This window comes from Eximiradius sp. (assembly GCA_937127445.1).
Lineage (GTDB): Bacteria > Bacteroidota > Ignavibacteria > Kapaibacteriales > UBA2268 > JAKIZO01.
The window spans coordinates 12,740-29,890 of the sequence record CAKZLY010000034.1 but is presented as its reverse complement, the minus strand read 5'-3'; the positions used below and the strand labels follow the sequence as shown (position 1 = coordinate 29,890).

Annotated in this window: 15 protein-coding genes; 9 read left to right on the top strand and 6 right to left on the bottom strand. The window is 33.0% G+C overall.

Annotated elements, in window-relative coordinates; genetic code table 11:
- Positions 1-120 precede the first annotated feature (120 nt).
- Genes AC6QZF_RS10195 through AC6QZF_RS10185 form a run of 3 tightly spaced genes read left to right on the top strand, consistent with a single transcriptional unit; the run spans position 121 to position 1,958 of the window.
- A complete protein-coding gene (locus tag AC6QZF_RS10195; protein WP_499799779.1) occupies positions 121-894 on the top strand; it encodes a histone deacetylase family protein in 774 nt (257 codons plus the stop codon).
- Between the two features lie 13 nt (positions 895-907).
- Complete coding sequence (locus tag AC6QZF_RS10190; RefSeq protein ID WP_499799778.1) at positions 908-1,225, top strand: GNAT family N-acetyltransferase; 318 nt, start codon at positions 908-910, stop codon at positions 1,223-1,225.
- Entirely contained in the window at positions 1,212-1,958 is a 747-nt protein-coding gene (locus tag AC6QZF_RS10185) for a UDP-2,3-diacylglucosamine diphosphatase (RefSeq protein WP_499799777.1), read from the top strand. Before AC6QZF_RS10190 ends, AC6QZF_RS10185 begins: the two co-directional genes overlap by 14 nt.
- 127 nt (positions 1,959-2,085) lie before the next feature.
- On the opposite strand, the gene prfA is transcribed toward AC6QZF_RS10185, so the two are convergent.
- Positions 2,086-3,159 (bottom strand): peptide chain release factor 1, encoded by a 1,074-nt coding sequence (gene prfA / locus AC6QZF_RS10180; protein WP_499799776.1) that lies wholly within the window; start codon positions 3,157-3,159, stop codon positions 2,086-2,088.
- A 113-nt stretch (positions 3,160-3,272) separates the two neighbouring features.
- On the opposite strand from prfA, the gene AC6QZF_RS10175 reads away from it, so the two are divergent.
- A complete protein-coding gene (locus AC6QZF_RS10175; protein ID WP_499799775.1) occupies positions 3,273-5,147 on the top strand; it encodes a TonB-dependent receptor in 1,875 nt (624 codons plus the stop codon).
- On the opposite strand, the gene holA is transcribed toward AC6QZF_RS10175, so the two are convergent.
- From holA to AC6QZF_RS10160, 3 genes are read right to left on the bottom strand one after another with little or no spacing between them, the layout of a single operon-like run.
- Positions 5,144-6,211, bottom strand: coding sequence for a DNA polymerase III subunit delta (gene holA, locus AC6QZF_RS10170; protein WP_499799774.1), 1,068 nt, complete (start codon positions 6,209-6,211; stop codon positions 5,144-5,146). The two genes, AC6QZF_RS10175 and holA, sit on opposite strands and share 4 nt — an antisense overlap.
- Positions 6,212-6,213: 2 nt before the next feature.
- The gene (locus AC6QZF_RS10165) at positions 6,214-6,621 is read right to left on the bottom strand and encodes a response regulator (protein WP_499799773.1); all 408 of its coding nucleotides are present in this window, start codon (positions 6,619-6,621) and stop codon (positions 6,214-6,216) included.
- A gap of 11 nt (positions 6,622-6,632) precedes the next feature.
- Positions 6,633-7,571 (bottom strand): HD-GYP domain-containing protein, encoded by a 939-nt coding sequence (locus AC6QZF_RS10160; protein WP_499799772.1) that lies wholly within the window; start codon positions 7,569-7,571, stop codon positions 6,633-6,635.
- A gap of 118 nt (positions 7,572-7,689) precedes the next feature.
- Between AC6QZF_RS10160 and AC6QZF_RS10155 the strand changes: the two genes are divergently transcribed.
- The 3 genes from AC6QZF_RS10155 to AC6QZF_RS10145 all read left to right on the top strand — a co-directional run bounded on the left by AC6QZF_RS10155 (position 7,690) and on the right by AC6QZF_RS10145 (position 10,761).
- The gene (locus AC6QZF_RS10155) at positions 7,690-8,901 is read left to right on the top strand and encodes a 6-phosphofructokinase (RefSeq protein ID WP_499799771.1); all 1,212 of its coding nucleotides are present in this window, start codon (positions 7,690-7,692) and stop codon (positions 8,899-8,901) included.
- Positions 8,902-9,065: 164 nt separating this feature from the next.
- The gene (gene plsY / locus AC6QZF_RS10150; protein ID WP_499799770.1) at positions 9,066-9,761 is read left to right on the top strand and encodes a glycerol-3-phosphate 1-O-acyltransferase PlsY; all 696 of its coding nucleotides are present in this window, start codon (positions 9,066-9,068) and stop codon (positions 9,759-9,761) included.
- Between the two features lies 1 nt (position 9,762).
- Positions 9,763-10,761 (top strand): NAD(P)H-dependent glycerol-3-phosphate dehydrogenase, encoded by a 999-nt coding sequence (locus AC6QZF_RS10145; RefSeq protein WP_499799769.1) that lies wholly within the window; start codon positions 9,763-9,765, stop codon positions 10,759-10,761.
- Position 10,762: 1 nt separating this feature from the next.
- Here AC6QZF_RS10145 and AC6QZF_RS10140 read toward each other — a convergent pair whose 3' ends face one another.
- A complete protein-coding gene (locus tag AC6QZF_RS10140; protein ID WP_499799768.1) occupies positions 10,763-12,688 on the bottom strand; it encodes a TonB-dependent receptor plug domain-containing protein in 1,926 nt (641 codons plus the stop codon).
- Position 12,689: 1 nt separating this feature from the next.
- Positions 12,690-13,763: a WG repeat-containing protein gene (locus AC6QZF_RS10135; protein WP_499799767.1), complete on the bottom strand. Its 1,074-nt coding sequence runs from the start codon at positions 13,761-13,763 to the stop codon at positions 12,690-12,692.
- 113 nt (positions 13,764-13,876) lie between these two features.
- On the opposite strand from AC6QZF_RS10135, the gene purB reads away from it, so the two are divergent.
- Entirely contained in the window at positions 13,877-15,169 is a 1,293-nt protein-coding gene (gene purB, locus AC6QZF_RS10130) for an adenylosuccinate lyase (RefSeq protein ID WP_499799766.1), read from the top strand.
- Between the two features lie 15 nt (positions 15,170-15,184).
- Positions 15,185-17,134 carry a sensor histidine kinase gene (locus AC6QZF_RS10125; protein WP_499799765.1) on the top strand — a complete coding sequence of 650 codons (1,950 nt, stop codon included), beginning with the start codon at positions 15,185-15,187 and terminating at the stop codon, positions 17,132-17,134.
- The last annotated feature ends 17 nt before the right edge of the window (positions 17,135-17,151 follow it).

Here is a 17,151-nt window from a genome sequence, read left to right as displayed (position 1 = left end):
AAACTGTCTCTTTTTCCTCCTCTTATATTGGTGAAAATAATGTTAATCGAATATTTGAGTTTTTGAAAGAAAAAAATTCAAATGCGCATTTCGAAACTATCATAGATATTGGTATTCGTTATGAATAACATATATGTTATATGTAGTGACGAATTTGAGAAAATTGACTACGAAAATTCCTCTGCTGCAATGAAAGGCAGAATTTCAGGAATAATCGAACTTCTTAAAACTCAAAATGATTATCATATTATTCAGCCACCTAATATTAATGATGCAGATATTTTAAATGTTCACTTTCTTGAATATGTTGAAAAAATCAAATCGAATGATACACTATTTTCTATTGCCAAACTTTCGGTTGCATCAGCAATCAAGGCTTCCGACCTTGCGATGGATGGGGTGCCTGCGTTTTCATGCGCGCGTCCCCCAGGCCATCACGCTTCCCGAGGTGATGCCTGGGGCTATTGTTATTTTTGCAATATTGCGATTGCTCTAAAACGATTGAGAAAACAAGGTAGAATTAATTCAGCTTTTGTTCTTGATTTCGATGCTCACACTGGTGATGGAACGATAGATTGCTTGTCGGACTGGAAAGAAGTAAAAATATTAAATCCAATGGCTGATGATGCCCAAAAGTATTTGAAAATAATCGATGATTTTACCGAAACACTATCCGATATAGATATTGTTGCGGTTTCAGCTGGCTTTGATTCATATTTGCTTGATGTTGGGAAGAAATTATCTACTTTCGATTTCTACGTAATCGGGCGTAAAATGAAAGAGCTTGCAAAAAAAATAGCAAAAGGACGGCGTTTCGCTGTGCTTGAAGGCGGTTACTACCTTCCTGATTTGCCTAAAAATGTGCTTGCTTTTTGTGATGGTTTCAAAAATTAATAGATTTTTGATTATGGAAGAAAATATAAAAATAGAGTTCATTCCAAGAGATGCACAAAAGTCTAATTATGACTGGGCTAATATTTCCTGCAACGACATTAGAGTTGGCAAAGCAAGATGCCAGATTTTAGACGATACTTTAATTATTTATTCGATAAATATTTTCCCTGAATACGAAGGCCGTGGTTTGGGCAAAACTTTCGTCGAACAAGCAAAAAAACATTTCTCTAAAATTATTGCCGATAGAGTTCGTTTCTCTGCTATTGGATTTTGGGAAAAACTCGGTTTTGTTGACAACAAAGATGGTAATTGGGTATATGAAAGAAAATAATCGAAAAGTTTATTTCATTTCTGATGTTCATCTTGGTTTTTTCAAAAGAGATTTTGATTATAAGCGTGAAGAATTATTACTTGCTTTTTTTGATAAAATTAAATCTAATTGTTCAGAATTAGTTATTATAGGTGATTTATTTGATTATTGGTTCGATTATAAAACAGTTATACCACGTGATTTTTATCTTACTCTGGCAAAATTGAAAGATTTCTCTTCTTCTGGCATTATTATTACATATTTGATGGGAAATCACGACTTTGGGCATTATAATTTTTTCAAAAATGAACTCAAAATAAATGTAATTGAACAAGATATTACTAAAATTTATTTTGGGAAAAAATTTTATCTCTCTCACGGTGATGGAAAGGCGTATAACGACAGAATGTATTTGCTTTTAAAAAAAATATTAAGGAACAAACTCGCAAAGTGGCTCTACTCAAAAATACATCCTGATTGTGGAATTAAACTAGCTTCTCATAGTTCTCAAAAGAGTCGTTCCTACACCTCAAACAAAAAATATGGTGAAATTGACGGGATGTTGAATTTTGCCAAATACAAAATTCTCGATGAAAACTACGATTTTGTTGTTATGGGACATCGGCATAAAGCTGAAATTGTTGATTTCGGAAAAGGTAAATATGTAAATTTAGGTGAATGGCTAAATAATCCTTGTTATGGGGTTTTCGATGGAAACACCTTTGATTTGATTTTTTTGGAAAAAATCTGGTAATAACTGAAAAGTTTTGGTTTTATTACTTATCTTCTTGTAAACAACACTTCCCACTAAATTAACTGCATTAAGTATTGAAGTGTTTAGTTAGTTAATTATAAATTTTAACCTCAGAATTAGAATTATTTCAGCTATTTTTTAGTATTTCTGCTCTTTCTGCAATTCGCAAAGCTTCTATAATTGGGTCTAAGTCTCCGTCCATCACTTCTTTTAGCGAGTAATTTTTTGCCTCTCCTTCTAATCTATGGTCGGTAACACGATTTTGAGGATAATTATAGGTGCGGATTTTCTCAGAACGGTCACCCGTTTTGACCATTGAGCGTCTTGATAATGCTATTTCCTCTTGCTGTTTCTTTAATTCAATCTCATACAAACGAGAACGAAGCACTTTCATAGCTTTTTCTCGGTTTTTAAGCTGAGAGCGTTCATCTTGACAGGAGACAACTATGCCCGTTGGAATGTGAGTTAGTCGTACAGCTGTTTCCACTTTATTAACATTTTGTCCACCAGCGCCACCAGAACGGAATATATCAATTCTCAAATCTTCTTCGCGTATTTGAATATCGACTTCCTCTGCTTCGGGTAGCACAGCAACAGTTGCAGCTGATGTATGGATACGTCCGCTTGCTTCAGTTTCTGGAACACGCTGCACCCGATGGACACCACTTTCAAACTTCATCAATCCGTATAATTCTTCACCACTAAGTGAAAAGATGATTTCTTTAAATCCACCTCGTTCGCTTTCGTTGAAATCAATGATTTCCAGGCGGAAACCTTTTTTATCCGCAAATCTTTGGTACATCCTAAATAAGTCGCCGGCAAAGATTGCAGCTTCGTCGCCCCCAGTTCCTGCACGGATTTCCACGATACAGTTTTTATCGTCATTTGGGTCACGCGGAATAAGAAGAAATTTTAGTTCTTCTTCCATCTTTTCGATTTGTTCCTGTAATCCCGAGATTTCAATATATGCAAGTTCTTTAAGTTCCGGGTCAACGTCTTTCTGTTCAGTCAATTCACGTGCTGAATTTAAGTCGTCGCATAATTTAATGTATTTTTCGCTTGCCACAGCAACTGGCTTAATTTGTTTTATTTCTCTATTTAATTCTTTTAACAAATTAGGGTTCATCGAATATTCTGGATTGTTCAATTTTTCTTCTAACTCTTTGTATTTTTCGAGCACAGACTTTAGTTTTTCGTACATTTTTACACACTTATTACTTATGAAAACAACAAAAATACGAAATTTTTATTTTTTTTTGAACCAAACTGATTATTTTTGTTTAATTATTTTGTAGTAATTGGCGTTAGCAATAAATGTTTAAAAGACTTGTGGTTTTGTTGTTATTTATATTTATTCATGAGCAGTCTCTTTCCAACGACACTTTAAAAATAAGTATAAGCGACACTCTTAAAATTATTCCATCACGCTTTCACGGTTCAGTTATTGATTTCCAGTCAAAAATTAGCAAAAGAGAAATAAATTATGACAACTTCTATTCTACAAGCGATATTATTTTCAAAAAAAATAGTTATTATAAACTGGATTTAGGCTTTCCACGATATAATACTTATTTTTCCGCTTTTTCCGGTAACGCGCGCGATAATTCGGTCTGTTTTAATGGTGTTCGAATAGCACGGATTGAATACGATTATTCAGAAATAAACCAAATTTCTCCTGAACAATTCGAAAAGATAGAAATTTTAGAGGGTTCAGATGCCGTTCTGCTCACAGGAAAATCTGTTGCTATTAATTTTCAAGAAAAGATATACAATACCGCTTTGCCGTTTACGAAATTTTGGTATTCCCAATCAGGTTATGAACTCATTGCTTCTGATGGGCAATTAAGTCAAAATATTACTCCGAAATTCAATTATGTTCTCGGTTTTAGTAATTTAGGTGCAGATGGACGTTATTCAAACCAAGGAATAGAGCATTGGCAGGTTCGCTCCACTTTACGCTATAATCTCGATAGCATAAATTCAATTTCGCTTAATTACATCTTTAATAATAAAAAATATGGTTTAAATGGTGGAGTAGAAGAAAATGCCTCCAATCCAGCTAACGAGTTCGAGACAAACGTTTTATTTAATGATTTTCGTGAAAGAAACTACACTACTGACCTAATTTTTACAGTTTCATTTCATTCAATTGTTTCTAATTATTTATTTAATATATATTTTTCTCATCAAGAAAACCAGCTTCGATTCGAAAACGAAGATGAAATCTTACAAACTAAACCCGAAGGAAAAAATATATACAATACTTTTCTTTATGGAGCAAACCTTTTAATTGATTATCATTTACTGCCATTCCTAAATTTAATGATTGGAGGCACATTTGAACAAACTTCAATTGAAAAAAATAGTTTTACTCAATCGTTTGAAAAATTTGCAGGTAGTTCATTTTTTAAAGTCAAAATACCTGTAACTGATAACATTAATCTTTCTTCTGGAATAAGATATGAAAGAAAATTCTATAACGATTTGTTTTCATATGCTGCCCGAATATCCTTTGATTTTATTAGTTCCAAATACGAATTCGACTTTTCTAATTTTCAAATTCTCCCAAATCTGTCGCAAGGTCTCACCCGAGCCACAGAAACCAACTATTTATTTTTACTTAACTCATATTGGTATAATTTTAATATTAAATCAACCATTTTCTATCGTCGGACAAACAATCCATTGATAGCAAGATTATCGTTAAACAAAAACTATGTGATATATTCAGATGATTGTGATTGCAGCAGCCGAAATTCTTTTGGAATTTCCATTTTTTGGTCTGATAAATTTTTTGACAAAATATTTTTAGACGCAAAAATAGTCTCGCAGTATTCGGAAACAAATAACCGCCAGGAATTATATTATCCCTTGTTCTACTCTAATTTTTCTGCAGCATACGAATATATGGTTGGAAATAGCATTTTAAAAGCAGGGTTAGAAGCAGAAATATATTCTCCAATAAAGGGTCTATACTTCTATCCGATTAGTAAAGATTTTGTGGAAACTGATATCGAAGGGAAATGGCTTGGTAATGGGATCAACGCTTTTGCGGCATTGAGACTTGGCAATGCTTATTTAAGGCTGAGCTTCGAGAATATCTTGGGGCAATATTATTATAGAGTGCGTAATTACCCTATGCTCGATAGAGTTTTTCATCTATCTGTAACATGGTCTTTCAATGATTAGTTATAGTTAATTATTTTTTCAATTAGATTTTGCAAGGTTAAAATATTATTACCACCCGATGATTTCAATTCAAAATCGGCTTCGCAAAGTGAAATGATAGCATTTTCAGTGGCTTTATTAGAATAAATTTTCGCAGGTTCAATATAATCTTTGATAAAATAAGAATTTACACCAATTGCATCGGCAATCTCTTTTGTATCTTTTGTTTTATTAAGCAATTCCTGTACTTTCCAAATTGCAATAAAATAACGGGTTAGCATTGTTATAATTAGCATTTCCTGACGTTCATTTGCAAGCATATTAAATAATATTTCATTCGCAAGTGTAATATTCTTTGTACCTATTGCTCTTTGCAGCTCGAAAACATTATTGGTTCTTCTATTTCCCGTAACCTTTGAAATATCATCAAGCGTTATTTCTTTGCTTTCACCAACAAACAAATAAATCTTTTCAATTTCATTGGCAATATCACGCAATTCTCCACTCGAAAGTGCAAACAAAAGATTTGCAGCTTCCTGCGAAATTTGCTTACCGTAAATTTTGAACCTTTCTTTTATCCAGATAATTATTTGGTTATCATATAGTTTAGGAAATTCTATCCAATCATAATTTTTCAATAAAATGTTGTAAGGGAATTTTGCTTGTTCGATCATTTTTTCAAATTTTGCTTTGTTTTTGCCTGCAAGTCCTGCACCAATCCCAGAGAAATTATCAATATAAGCAACGAAGATCAAAATTGAAAAATCCGATGGGCTGTCTAAATATTTTGCTAATGATGAATTTTTGTCTGCTTTTTTACTACGTCCAGTGAATAACTTTTCTGTATTTTTCACAACAACAATTCGTTTCTCACTCATCATTGGGAATGATGAGCATCTCTCGACAATAGCTCTTTCGTCAATTTCTCCACCATCTAATAAATCAAAATCATAAGAGTTTTTCTTATCAGGGAAAAAATTATTTATTAGTTTTTCTAATGCTTCACCTATTAAAAACTCTTCCTGGCCGAAAAGAAAGATCACCGGGCTTTTTCCCCTAATTATTTCATCTATGCTTTTTAACATTACTATATACCGATATCCCGCTTAAGTGGCAAGAATGGCTTTAATTTTTTCACAATAATTTCCGTTGTTGTAGGTTTTTTAATAAAATCATTGATTTTCCATTTAACAAGTTCGGCAACAAGAGTTGATGTGCTGAGTGCCGTAAAAGCAATAACAGGGATATCTTTTGTGCCATCAATTGAACGAATATTTTTTAAAGCTGTAAAACCATCCATTACAGGCATCTGCATATCAAGAATTATCAAATCGGGACTAATTTTCGGTATCATTTCAAATGCTTCACCAGGATTTTCCGCAAGATGTACATTCGCATAAAAATATAATTCAATTACCTTTTTCATCATCATACGATAGGTATCGCTATCGTCTATGACGAGCACATTAGCAAGATCTCCTGTTTCTTTTGCCATATTTCTATACTCTATTTTAAAACAAGAATTTTCATTGGTAGCTGATCATTTTCAGCAAAACGAACTAATGCAGGTATCATTTCTTTCTTCACTGCTTCTCCTTTTGCTGCAATTAATATACCTTGTTTAGTATAATAATCTTCCGCAAATACCATTCCAGGCTCGATTTTATTTATAGGCACTCTCATAACTGCTTTTTGTCCTAAACTCATTCTTTCGGCTTGAATAATATCAATAAATACTTCAACAACTTTTTTTTCGAATAATATTCCACGCCTATTATACAAAAAATTTAATGCAAAATTATATTTTGTTTTTGTTGCTTCCAAAAAAGAATTAATGTCCATTACCATAGTTAGCCTTGCAGGAGTACCAGAACGAGTTCTCGATCTTTTATAAACAGTATTATGAAAGAAATTGACGACACTAATTATTTTAGCAGCAGGAAGTATGCTATCACCTTTCAAACCTTGTGGAAAACCTGAACCGTCAAGTTTTTCGTGATGTTGATATACAATATTTGCAATATTCTCTAAATGTTTATGTTTTTTTAGTATATACACTCCTACATCTACGTGATATTTATAATGCTCATATTCAAGTGGCGACATTTCATTGATATTTTTATGCAGTGCAGAATCGAAAAAGGTAATTTTCCCAATATCATGGAGTAAAGCTGCAATTTTCAACTCATAGGTGGATTCCTCATCCATACCGAGTTCTTCGGCTACCATCACACATTTTTCAGCAACAAATCGTGAATGACTACCATCATACAATCTTTCAGTCAATAACGTTATCGAAGATAAAACCTCAATATTATCAATAAATGTTTGAGCCAGCATATCGCTCAATTCTTCGATAAGCTGTGCTTTTTCATCTTTTTTTTCTGATAAATCATCATTTTGAGTATTATCTTCTGTCATATTTGTATAATTTTCGTCCATCATTTTTAAAATTCAACAAATTTTGACTTAGTATTTTTATGATTATTTTTTAACTTGCAAATTTAGTAAATATTGTATAAAATTACATAAAACATTTGTTGAAAATCAATGAGGAGCTTAAATGAACAAAATTAAAAGACTGGGTGTGATTACAAGCGGCGGTGACTGTGGTGGATTAAACGCTGTAATCAATGGTGCCGCTCGAATGGCTTTGAGAAATAATATTGAACTTGCTATTATTCCAAATGGTTACGCAGGTTTATATAATCTGATTAATCTCGATTTAGTTATTATGGATGAATCCCGGATTGACAGGATACACTCCGGTGTTGCTGGTTCGGAAGCTGGTCATTCAAGAGTTAAAATTAGCAAAATTAAAGATGAGCATAAATACGATCGAATACGCGATGGCTTGAAAAAGCACGGAATTGATGGATTGATCATTGCTGGTGGCGACGACACTGGCTCTGTTGTTGTTGACCTATACAATAATGGTATTCCTTGTGTGCATGTGCCGAAAACTATGGATTTAGACTTACAAACTTATTCTGTCGGTGGAGACTCCACAATCAACCGTATTGCAAAATTTACTGACGAACTTCGTACAACAGGTCTTACCCATAATCGTGCTCTAATTATCGAAGTTTTCGGTCGCTATGCTGGGCATACTGCTTTTCGTGGTGGCGTTGGTGCTGACGCTGATTGCATCCTTATCCCTGAAATTAATGTAGATTACGAAATAGTTTATCAACACTTTAAGAAAACTTATATTAATCGCTTGGTTCATTCCGATGTTAAAGGTTCTACATACATAATTGTTGCCGCAGAAGGTGTAAAAGATAAAGAAGGCAGATATTTTACCGATTCAACTGCTGGTCAAGATTCTTTCGGTCACCAGAAACTATCAGGCGTTGGGCAATATATTCGCAAGCAATTGGAATTCTTTATGAAGCAAGATTCTGAATGGGCAGATGTCCTAAAACGTGAAGGTATATATGTCGATGGAATTTATATGTATCCGGAAATCAGAGAAGTGCAACTTGGTCATTTAGTAAGAGCTGGTGGAACAACAGCTTACGATGTTGCTTTTGGTAAGCAAGGTGGTGGAGCTGCTGTTCTTCTTCTTCTTGAAGGAATTTACGGAGTTACTGTCGTTGGTGTCGAAGGTAATGAGATTTCTTACTTACCAACCTCGGAAGCAATTAAACAAAGATATGTTGATTTACAGGAAATTGCTTTCTACGAACAACTTGGCGTATGTTTCGGTCGAGAAGTAAAGAATTACGAACCAATTTTCAAACGCCACGAAGGTATTATTCATAGATATTTATAATTTTTTGTTCTAAGACAGTAGGCAATGTTTTTTGCCTACTGCTTTATAATATTTATTGATTATTAGCGTTACTTATTATTATTTAATGCTTATGTTTGAATAATATAATTTTTTAAATTATTTTTGTTATCTTATTTTTGTGTATTTTGTGTTAAGTTTATTTTATGGAAGCTATTCTTAAAATTTTAATCGTATCTTTATTTAGCTATTTGTTAGGCTCTTTCCCAACCGCAGTTATTATCAGCAAACGTTTCTTCGGTTTCGACATCCGTGAGAAAGGTAGCGGTAATATGGGCAGCACTAATGCTTTCCGTGTGTTAGGTTGGAAATGGGGACTAGCCGTTCAAATTATAGATATTTTAAAAGGTGTTCTTGCAGTTGTTCTTATTGCTCCAATTATTGCTAATGGAATTTCATTTCCCAATACCACTGGTTTTGAAAATATCACAATTGTGAAAATTATTGCTGGCATTTCTGCAATATTAGGTCATGTTTTTTCCGTTTTTGTTGGGTTTAAAGGTGGAAAAGGCATAAATACAACTGCCGGGATGATGGTAGCTATTCTTCCAGTTGATGTTTCGATTGCTCTTGGAATTTTTATACTCGCAGTGATTTTTTCCGGATATGTGTCTTTGGGTTCTATCGCAGCTGCCTTCACTTTACCTTCCTCGCTAATTGTTAGATATAATTTATTCCATGTTAATATTCCTAATTATGAAATATTAGTGTATTTTTCTTTTCTGATTACTTTATTAGTTATTTATACTCATCGTTCAAATATTAAACGTCTTCTTAGAGGGCAGGAAAATCGTTTCAAAAATTTACATCTAATCAAAATTTTCAGTAAGGCGGATAAGTAATTTGAAAAGAGTTTTGGTTATTGGTGCAGGTGGCTGGGGGACTACACTTGCAAATTTGTTGTCTTATCAATTTGATGTATTGCTTTGGGCAAATGAAAAAGAAGTCGCAGATGAGATAAATTCATTGCATATAAATAACACTTATCTTCCCGGAATAACTCTTAATTCAAAACTGACATCAACAAACTCACTCGATGAATTAGCACAATATGATGTTATTGTAAATGCTGTCCCAACACAATATATTCGTTCAGTATTTTCTAAATTGGCTAATATTGATTTTTCCAATAAAATACTTATCAATACATCCAAAGGTATTGAACAGAATACAACTTACAGAATATCACAGATTTTCTTTGAAATCACTAATTTACCAGAAGACAATTTCATCGTTCTAAGTGGTCCATCGCATGCCGAAGAAGTATCGAGAAAAATCCCTACTACTGTCGTAGCTGCTTCAATCGACATTTCCAAAGCAAAACTATGCCAGGAAATGTTCTCAACTCCTGAATTTCGTGTCTATTCATCCAATGATGTAGTTGGGGCAGAGATTGGTGGTGCATTAAAGAATGTATTAGCAATTGCCTCCGGTATAATTGATGGTCTCGGATATGGCGACAACACAAAAGCTGCCTTAATTACTCGGGGGCTTGCAGAAATTGTTCGTCTTGGTGTTGCTTGTGGTGCTCACCCGTGGACATTTTCCGGATTATCTGGATTAGGTGATTTATTTGTTACCTGCAATAGCAAGCATAGTAGAAATAGACTGGTTGGAGAACTAATTGGTAAAGGAAAATCTTTATCTGAAATCACATCATCTATGAAAATGGTTGCCGAGGGTGTTGCGACAACTATTTCGTCTATTGAACTTGGTGAGCGACATAATGTCGAACTTCCTATTACTCAACAAGTTTATCGTATTCTCTTCGAAAACTTATCGCCTAAGGAAGCGATAAATGAATTAATGACACGTGAAAGCAAGCATGAATGGGTCTGGTAATCTAATACTTAATATTTAACCCAACTATGAACTGTCTTTTAGGCATCGGATAATTTGGAATAATCTCGTATTGCTTGTCGAGAACATTCTTACAATCCATAACAACATTTAATTCTTTTTCCTTTATCTCGATAGGAATTATTATTCCAAAGTCGAGAAGCAAGTATTTAGGTAAGATGCTATTATTATTGTTTTCTGGGTCAGTATATCTGAATGAAGTATAGTCAAAATCAACTGAAAATTTGAGATATTGAAAGTTCATTAATATATATCCATTTATAATTTCCTGTGGTGTCAATATTAACTGTTTATTATAAAAGAGCGAACTTTTTGTCTTGTTTATAGATGATTGTAATGTCCAATTAAACCCAATTTTTTCAAGAAAAATTTCAGAATATTTACCCAGTAATGACAGTTCCAGTCCTTTATGTTCAACTTTATCAATATTTGCAGCACTCCAAGAGATAGGACTTTTGGGAATTGCAATAATTTGGTCTCTTGTTTCTATTAAGAAGGCACTGAAATCAACCTGAACTTTCTCAAGGTAATTGCTTCCAAAAGTAATAGTGTAATTTGAGGATTTCTCAGGTCGCAAATCTTTTGTTCCATAGTTCAGATAATACATTTCGTTAAAACTTGGTTTCCGATAATTAAATGAATTCAGAATTTTAAGATAGACATAATCATAATCAATTTTTAACCCAATTGATGGTGATAAGGATGGACCCCCATCATCAAAAAAATCAGCTCTAGAAGAAATATTAGATGTAATTTTTGAATTAAAAAGATATAATACATTCGAATAACTTACTGTTATAAACAGATTTAGTCGATGAACTTTTGCTCCTGCTTTTGGGTCGAGCATATCTCCTTCGAGTAGCGAACAATTAGTCCCTGTCCTTAAAAATATCTCATTGTTTTCAAAATTAAATCCTATTTTTGCTTGAAAAATAAAATCATTGGTTGCAAATATATTGCTTGTGCCAATTCCATTCATCGAAGGCAGTTCTGGGTCAATAAATTGCATATATGAATATCTGTAAGCAGCATCAAGTCCAGCCAAAAAATTCTCTAACTGAAAATAATCATAACTACTTTTTGCAAATACTTTCTGCTCACTTAAATTTGCTTTCGTTGACTCAATTCTACCTTGCAAAATAGCACCAGGAACACCTCTTTTTGATTTCTCATAAATTATCGTGTTTCTAAAATTACTAATACTGTCCAAAAATTCATTACTATATGAGATGGCGAAATTTTTAAAATAATTATTGTTTCTTCTGACAGTTTTCTTTTCCCCAAATTGTAAGTACTCGAAAGGATAATCACCAGGACCGTTTGTCCAATCAATATTTATTGAATTTTTTACAGAACTGATTTTAAAATTATACGAAGACATTACCTGAGTCTCTGCAAAAGAAGTGTGTTTTACAAACAACTCAAGTTCGTTTCTATCAACAATTTTGGGAATAAAATTTATCGCTCCTGCAATTGAATTGCTCCCAAAAGAGCTGCTTGCCCCACCTCGTGTAACCTCAACTTTGTCAATTATGCTTAGTGGTATTCCCGTTAAATCGAAACTCCCATTTTGAATGGAATTCAATGGAATGCCATCAAATGCTACAACTGTTTGCATTGAATTTGTTCCACGCAATGTAACAGTTTTTAATCCTCCAAGTCCTCCATAATTTTTTATGAAAACTCCTGGTGATTTCGATATTATTTCACTTATCTGAAAATAATTTGAACGTTCAATATCACTTCTTGTAAGAATATTAATTGCAGAAAATTCAAGCTCCTTTTGCGAAACAATTCTGCTGTCCTCAATATTCAATTGTTTAAGCCGAAATACTTTATTTGTATCAATTTCCTCGCTAAATAAATTAAATGAAGCAAAGAAAAGCAAAAAAAATATCGTTCGATTCATATTATTGGAAGTTAAAGAATTTCCTGTTACTTCTAAAATCAATGAGAATTTCAAATTTATTGAATGTTATGATAAAATTTCCCTGCTTGTCTATATATCCAGCCTTTTTATTTTGTCTATCGACTACAAAAGCTAAACCATTTTTAAAACTATCAGCATCATTATACTTGAAATCTAAGACCGTATTGCCATTTTTATCAATAAAACCCCAGTATTTATCTTTTTGAACAGATGCTAATCCTTCGCTAAAATCCAGTACATTGGAATAAATGTAGCTTTCAATCATTTTCCCATCCTTATCAATAAAACCCCAAGTTAGTTTATATTCATCATCCAGAATACCTACGAATGCCCTATTCTCGACAAAATTTCTTGCTTCGTCAAAACGATGAGCAATTACTAAATCACCTTGTTTGTTAATAAATCCAAAGCCGTTGTCTCCAAATACCTTGCATAATCCCTCAGAAAAAATACCGGCTTCGTAATATTTCAATGGAATAACAATTTCACCACTTTTATTAATAAAACCAACTTTCATTTCAGCATTCGAAACAGCCGCCAATCCCTCCGAAAATCTATAACCTACTAGTGTATCTGGTATTTGAATTACAAATTCTGCATTTAAATTTATGTATCCTTTCCTATTATTGTTATCTATATATGCCAAAGAATCTGAAAATTCCAATACATCAGGCAAAACATTCTCAAAAATAGTTTTTCCCGTGCTATCAATCATACCATATAATCGTTGAGTTCCTTTTTCATCTAAATATTTTACTGTCAATGCGAAACCTTGCTTGAATTGAAACGGAAGCGAGGTGTTTGCTTTAAATAGTTCTCTTCCTTTTGTATCAAAATAAGCAAAATATACTGTATCCTTTGTTCTTTTCCTTGCAGCAAATTTGCCTTCAGAATAATGCGAAATCCCGTCTAAAATCATTGGCTTACACATTTCTTTACCATCCTCGGTTAAGAAATACCATATATTTTCTACTCTAAATGCACAAAGAGGTTGTTTTGCACTTGCTATCGTGGCACAACAAATCAATAATAACACTGAACAGAAGAATTTCACTTCAAACCTCAAAATAGTAATTCTTAAAATGTGCCATAATTTAATTAAGAAAAATAAAGATTTTTCTTTAATTTTGATAATAATTTATGTTTATTATTTAGTGTTTTCTTAATATGATAGAAAGATATACCTTGCCTGAAATGGCTCATATATGGTCAGACGAAAATAAGTTCAATATCTGGCTTGAAATCGAAATTCTTGCTTGCGAAGCACAAGTGAAACTTGGTATTGCTCCTCCTGAAATCATAAACGAAATTAGAAGTAAAGCAAAAATTAACATCAATCGGATTAACGAAATTGAGCAAACAACTAAACACGACGTTATTGCCTTTCTAACAAGTATTGAAGAACAAGTCGGCGAGCCCTCTCGTTTCATTCATTTAGGTATGACTTCTTCCGATGTCCTCGATACTTCTCTTGCTGTTCAAGCTAAACAATCTGGCGAACTTATTATTAAAGAACTCCAAAATTTGGAACAAGTATTAATTAAACGAGCAAATGAATTTAAATATACTGTTTGCATTGGTCGTAGCCACGGTGTTCATGCTGAACCAATGACTTTTGGGTTGAAATTTGCTTTATGGTTAGATGAATGCCGAAGAAATATAAACAGAATGGAACAAGCAATTGATGAAATTGCAGTTGGCAAAATTAGTGGTGCAGTTGGTACTTACGAACATATTCCTCCGTTTATCGAAGAATATGTTTGCGAGAAATTAGGATTGCGTCCTTCAATTATATCTACACAAGTTGTTCAACGCGACCGCCACGCGCAATTTTTGCATTCAGTTGCTATGATTGGCTCTATGCTCGAAAAAATTGCCACAGAAATTCGCCATTTGCAAAGAACGGAAGTGCTCGAAGCAGAAGAATATTTCTCCAAAGGTCAAAAAGGAAGTTCTGCTATGCCTCATAAACGCAATCCAATAAGTAGCGAGAACATTTGTGGGCAAGCAAGGCTTCTACGGACAAATGCACTGGCGGCAATCGAAAACAATGCTCTCTGGCACGAACGTGATATTTCACACTCTTCTGTTGAGAGGATTATTTTCCCCGATAGCACAATTTCTTGTCACTATATCCTTCGTCGTGCTATTAATCTTCTCGATAATCTCATCGTTTACCCCGAAAATATGATGAGAAACCTTGAAATTACAAACGGTTTATATAATTCTCAAAAAGTTCTTCTTGCACTTGCCCGTAAAGGGCTTAAACGGCAAATCGCTTACGAATTAGTTCAAAAATCTGCAATGCGAACCTGGAACGAAAAAGTTTCTTTTCTTCAATCTCTCAAAGAGAATGATGAATTAATGCAATATTTTACAGATGAAGAACTTTCAAGCCTATTTGATTTTAAAGAAATTTTCAAAAGTGTCGATTATATATATTCTAAGTTGAATATGTAATTTTATAATTTGTTTATGAAAAGAGAAGATATTTATAATCAGTTCATCGAAAAGATGAATAATGCTCTTGTATTATTAGAGATTGTTCCTGTTGAAAATAATAAATTCGATTATATTTTCTTTGATGCGAATAAAGCATTTGAAGATTTTTTCGAAGTATCAAAGAGTGATTTTCTAAACAAAAGCATTAATAAACTATCTTATCTGTTTTCTTCTGATATTCTTACTTTTATAGATAAATTATCTAATATCACAGTCCCAAGTGTTTTTGAGCTATCAAACAAAAATACTAACAGGTTTTATGAAATTACAGTTTACCCTCTGGATAAGAGGTTTCTGGCTCTCCAAATTGCAGATATTACCAAACGAAAATTACTGGAAAAAGCCTATGCTGATAGTGAAGAAAAATACAGAACTTTGGCTGATAAATCCCCAATTTCAATAGTCGTTTTAGATAATTCAGGTAAGATTATATTTGCTAATGATTACTTTTTTTCAGCTTTTTTACGCAATAAGTATAAAAAAGAAGACGTGATAGGGAAAGAATTGGCTTCGCAAGGTTTTTGTACAGCTGACTACTGCAATGAGATAAAGAAAGTTCTTCAAAATCATATTATTGAATTGAAGGACATTAAAGTTAAAATTGAAAAAACTCAAGAACCAATCTTTTGTAATATCCGAGGTGTTCCGCTTTCCTACAATGATGAATTTAATGGTGGTATTATTATCATTGAAGATATTACTGAAAAAAAACTTGCAGAAAGAAAACTTAATAATAAGTCTTTTGAGCAGCAATTGCTGCTCGATAATGTAGATTTGCTTATTTGGTATATGAATTCACCTTCTTCGATAAAACTATTTAATCATTCCTTTGCAGATTTTTTTGGAGTGGAAGATACTTCTGTTCCGATTTCATTGGATGATTTCCTTCCTTACTACGAAGCTTCTGAACTAAAAGATATTTTTAGTAAAGTCTGGAAAAGCAAATATCCTCAATATTTTGATAAATTTATTTTTAATAAATTCGGAAATAAGCGACTACTTAAAGTAAAGGTTACTCCAAAAGTGAATTTCCAAACAAATGAAGTCGAATTTTTAGTTTGCTCTGCTATGGATATTACTGAGCAACGAAGAAACGAAGAAGAAATGAAAAATTTAATTGTCGCTCTTAAACTATCCAACAGGTTGACTGATGAAAGAGCAACTGAAATTATGGAACTTAACAAACAACTTCGAAATTCTAAAGAACAACTAAAAGCATTGCTTACTGCAAAAGATAAGTTTTTTTCTGTAATTGCTCACGATTTAATATCGCCATTCCAAGGTTTTATGAGTTTAACAAAATATCTATCCTCAAATATTAATCAGCTTTCTACAAAAGATATTCAGGAACTTGCAACTGCTCTAAATAAATCTGCTATTAATCTCCATAAGCTTCTTGATAATTTGCTCAATTGGTCCCGCATTCAACGTGGTAAAATTAAATACATTCCTGAATTCGTTGATTTATTTCAGATTATTGAACTAAATATTTCACTTTCGTTTGCTACTGCAGATGCTAAAAAAATTACTTTACACAACGAAATTAATAGTTCTATTAAAGTATTCTCTGACTTAAACATATTAAATACAATACTTAGAAACTTAATCTCTAATGCAATTAAGTTTACTAACTATGGTGGAAATGTTTGGATTGGTTGCCGGACTATTGACGATAATTATGTTGAGCTTTATGTAAAAGATGACGGCGTCGGTATGGACGAAGCTACATTAGATAATCTTTTCAAAATAGATAGCTATAACTCTACTCTTGGGACCGCGAATGAAGTCGGCACAGGTCTTGGATTAGTCCTTTGCAAAGAATTTGCTGAAATAAATCATAGTTCTATCAGGGTGGAAAGCGAATTAGAAAAAGGTTCTACTTTCTTTATTAAACTTCCTCTAAAAGATTTGCGAAAATCATAACCATCTTGGTGGTTATT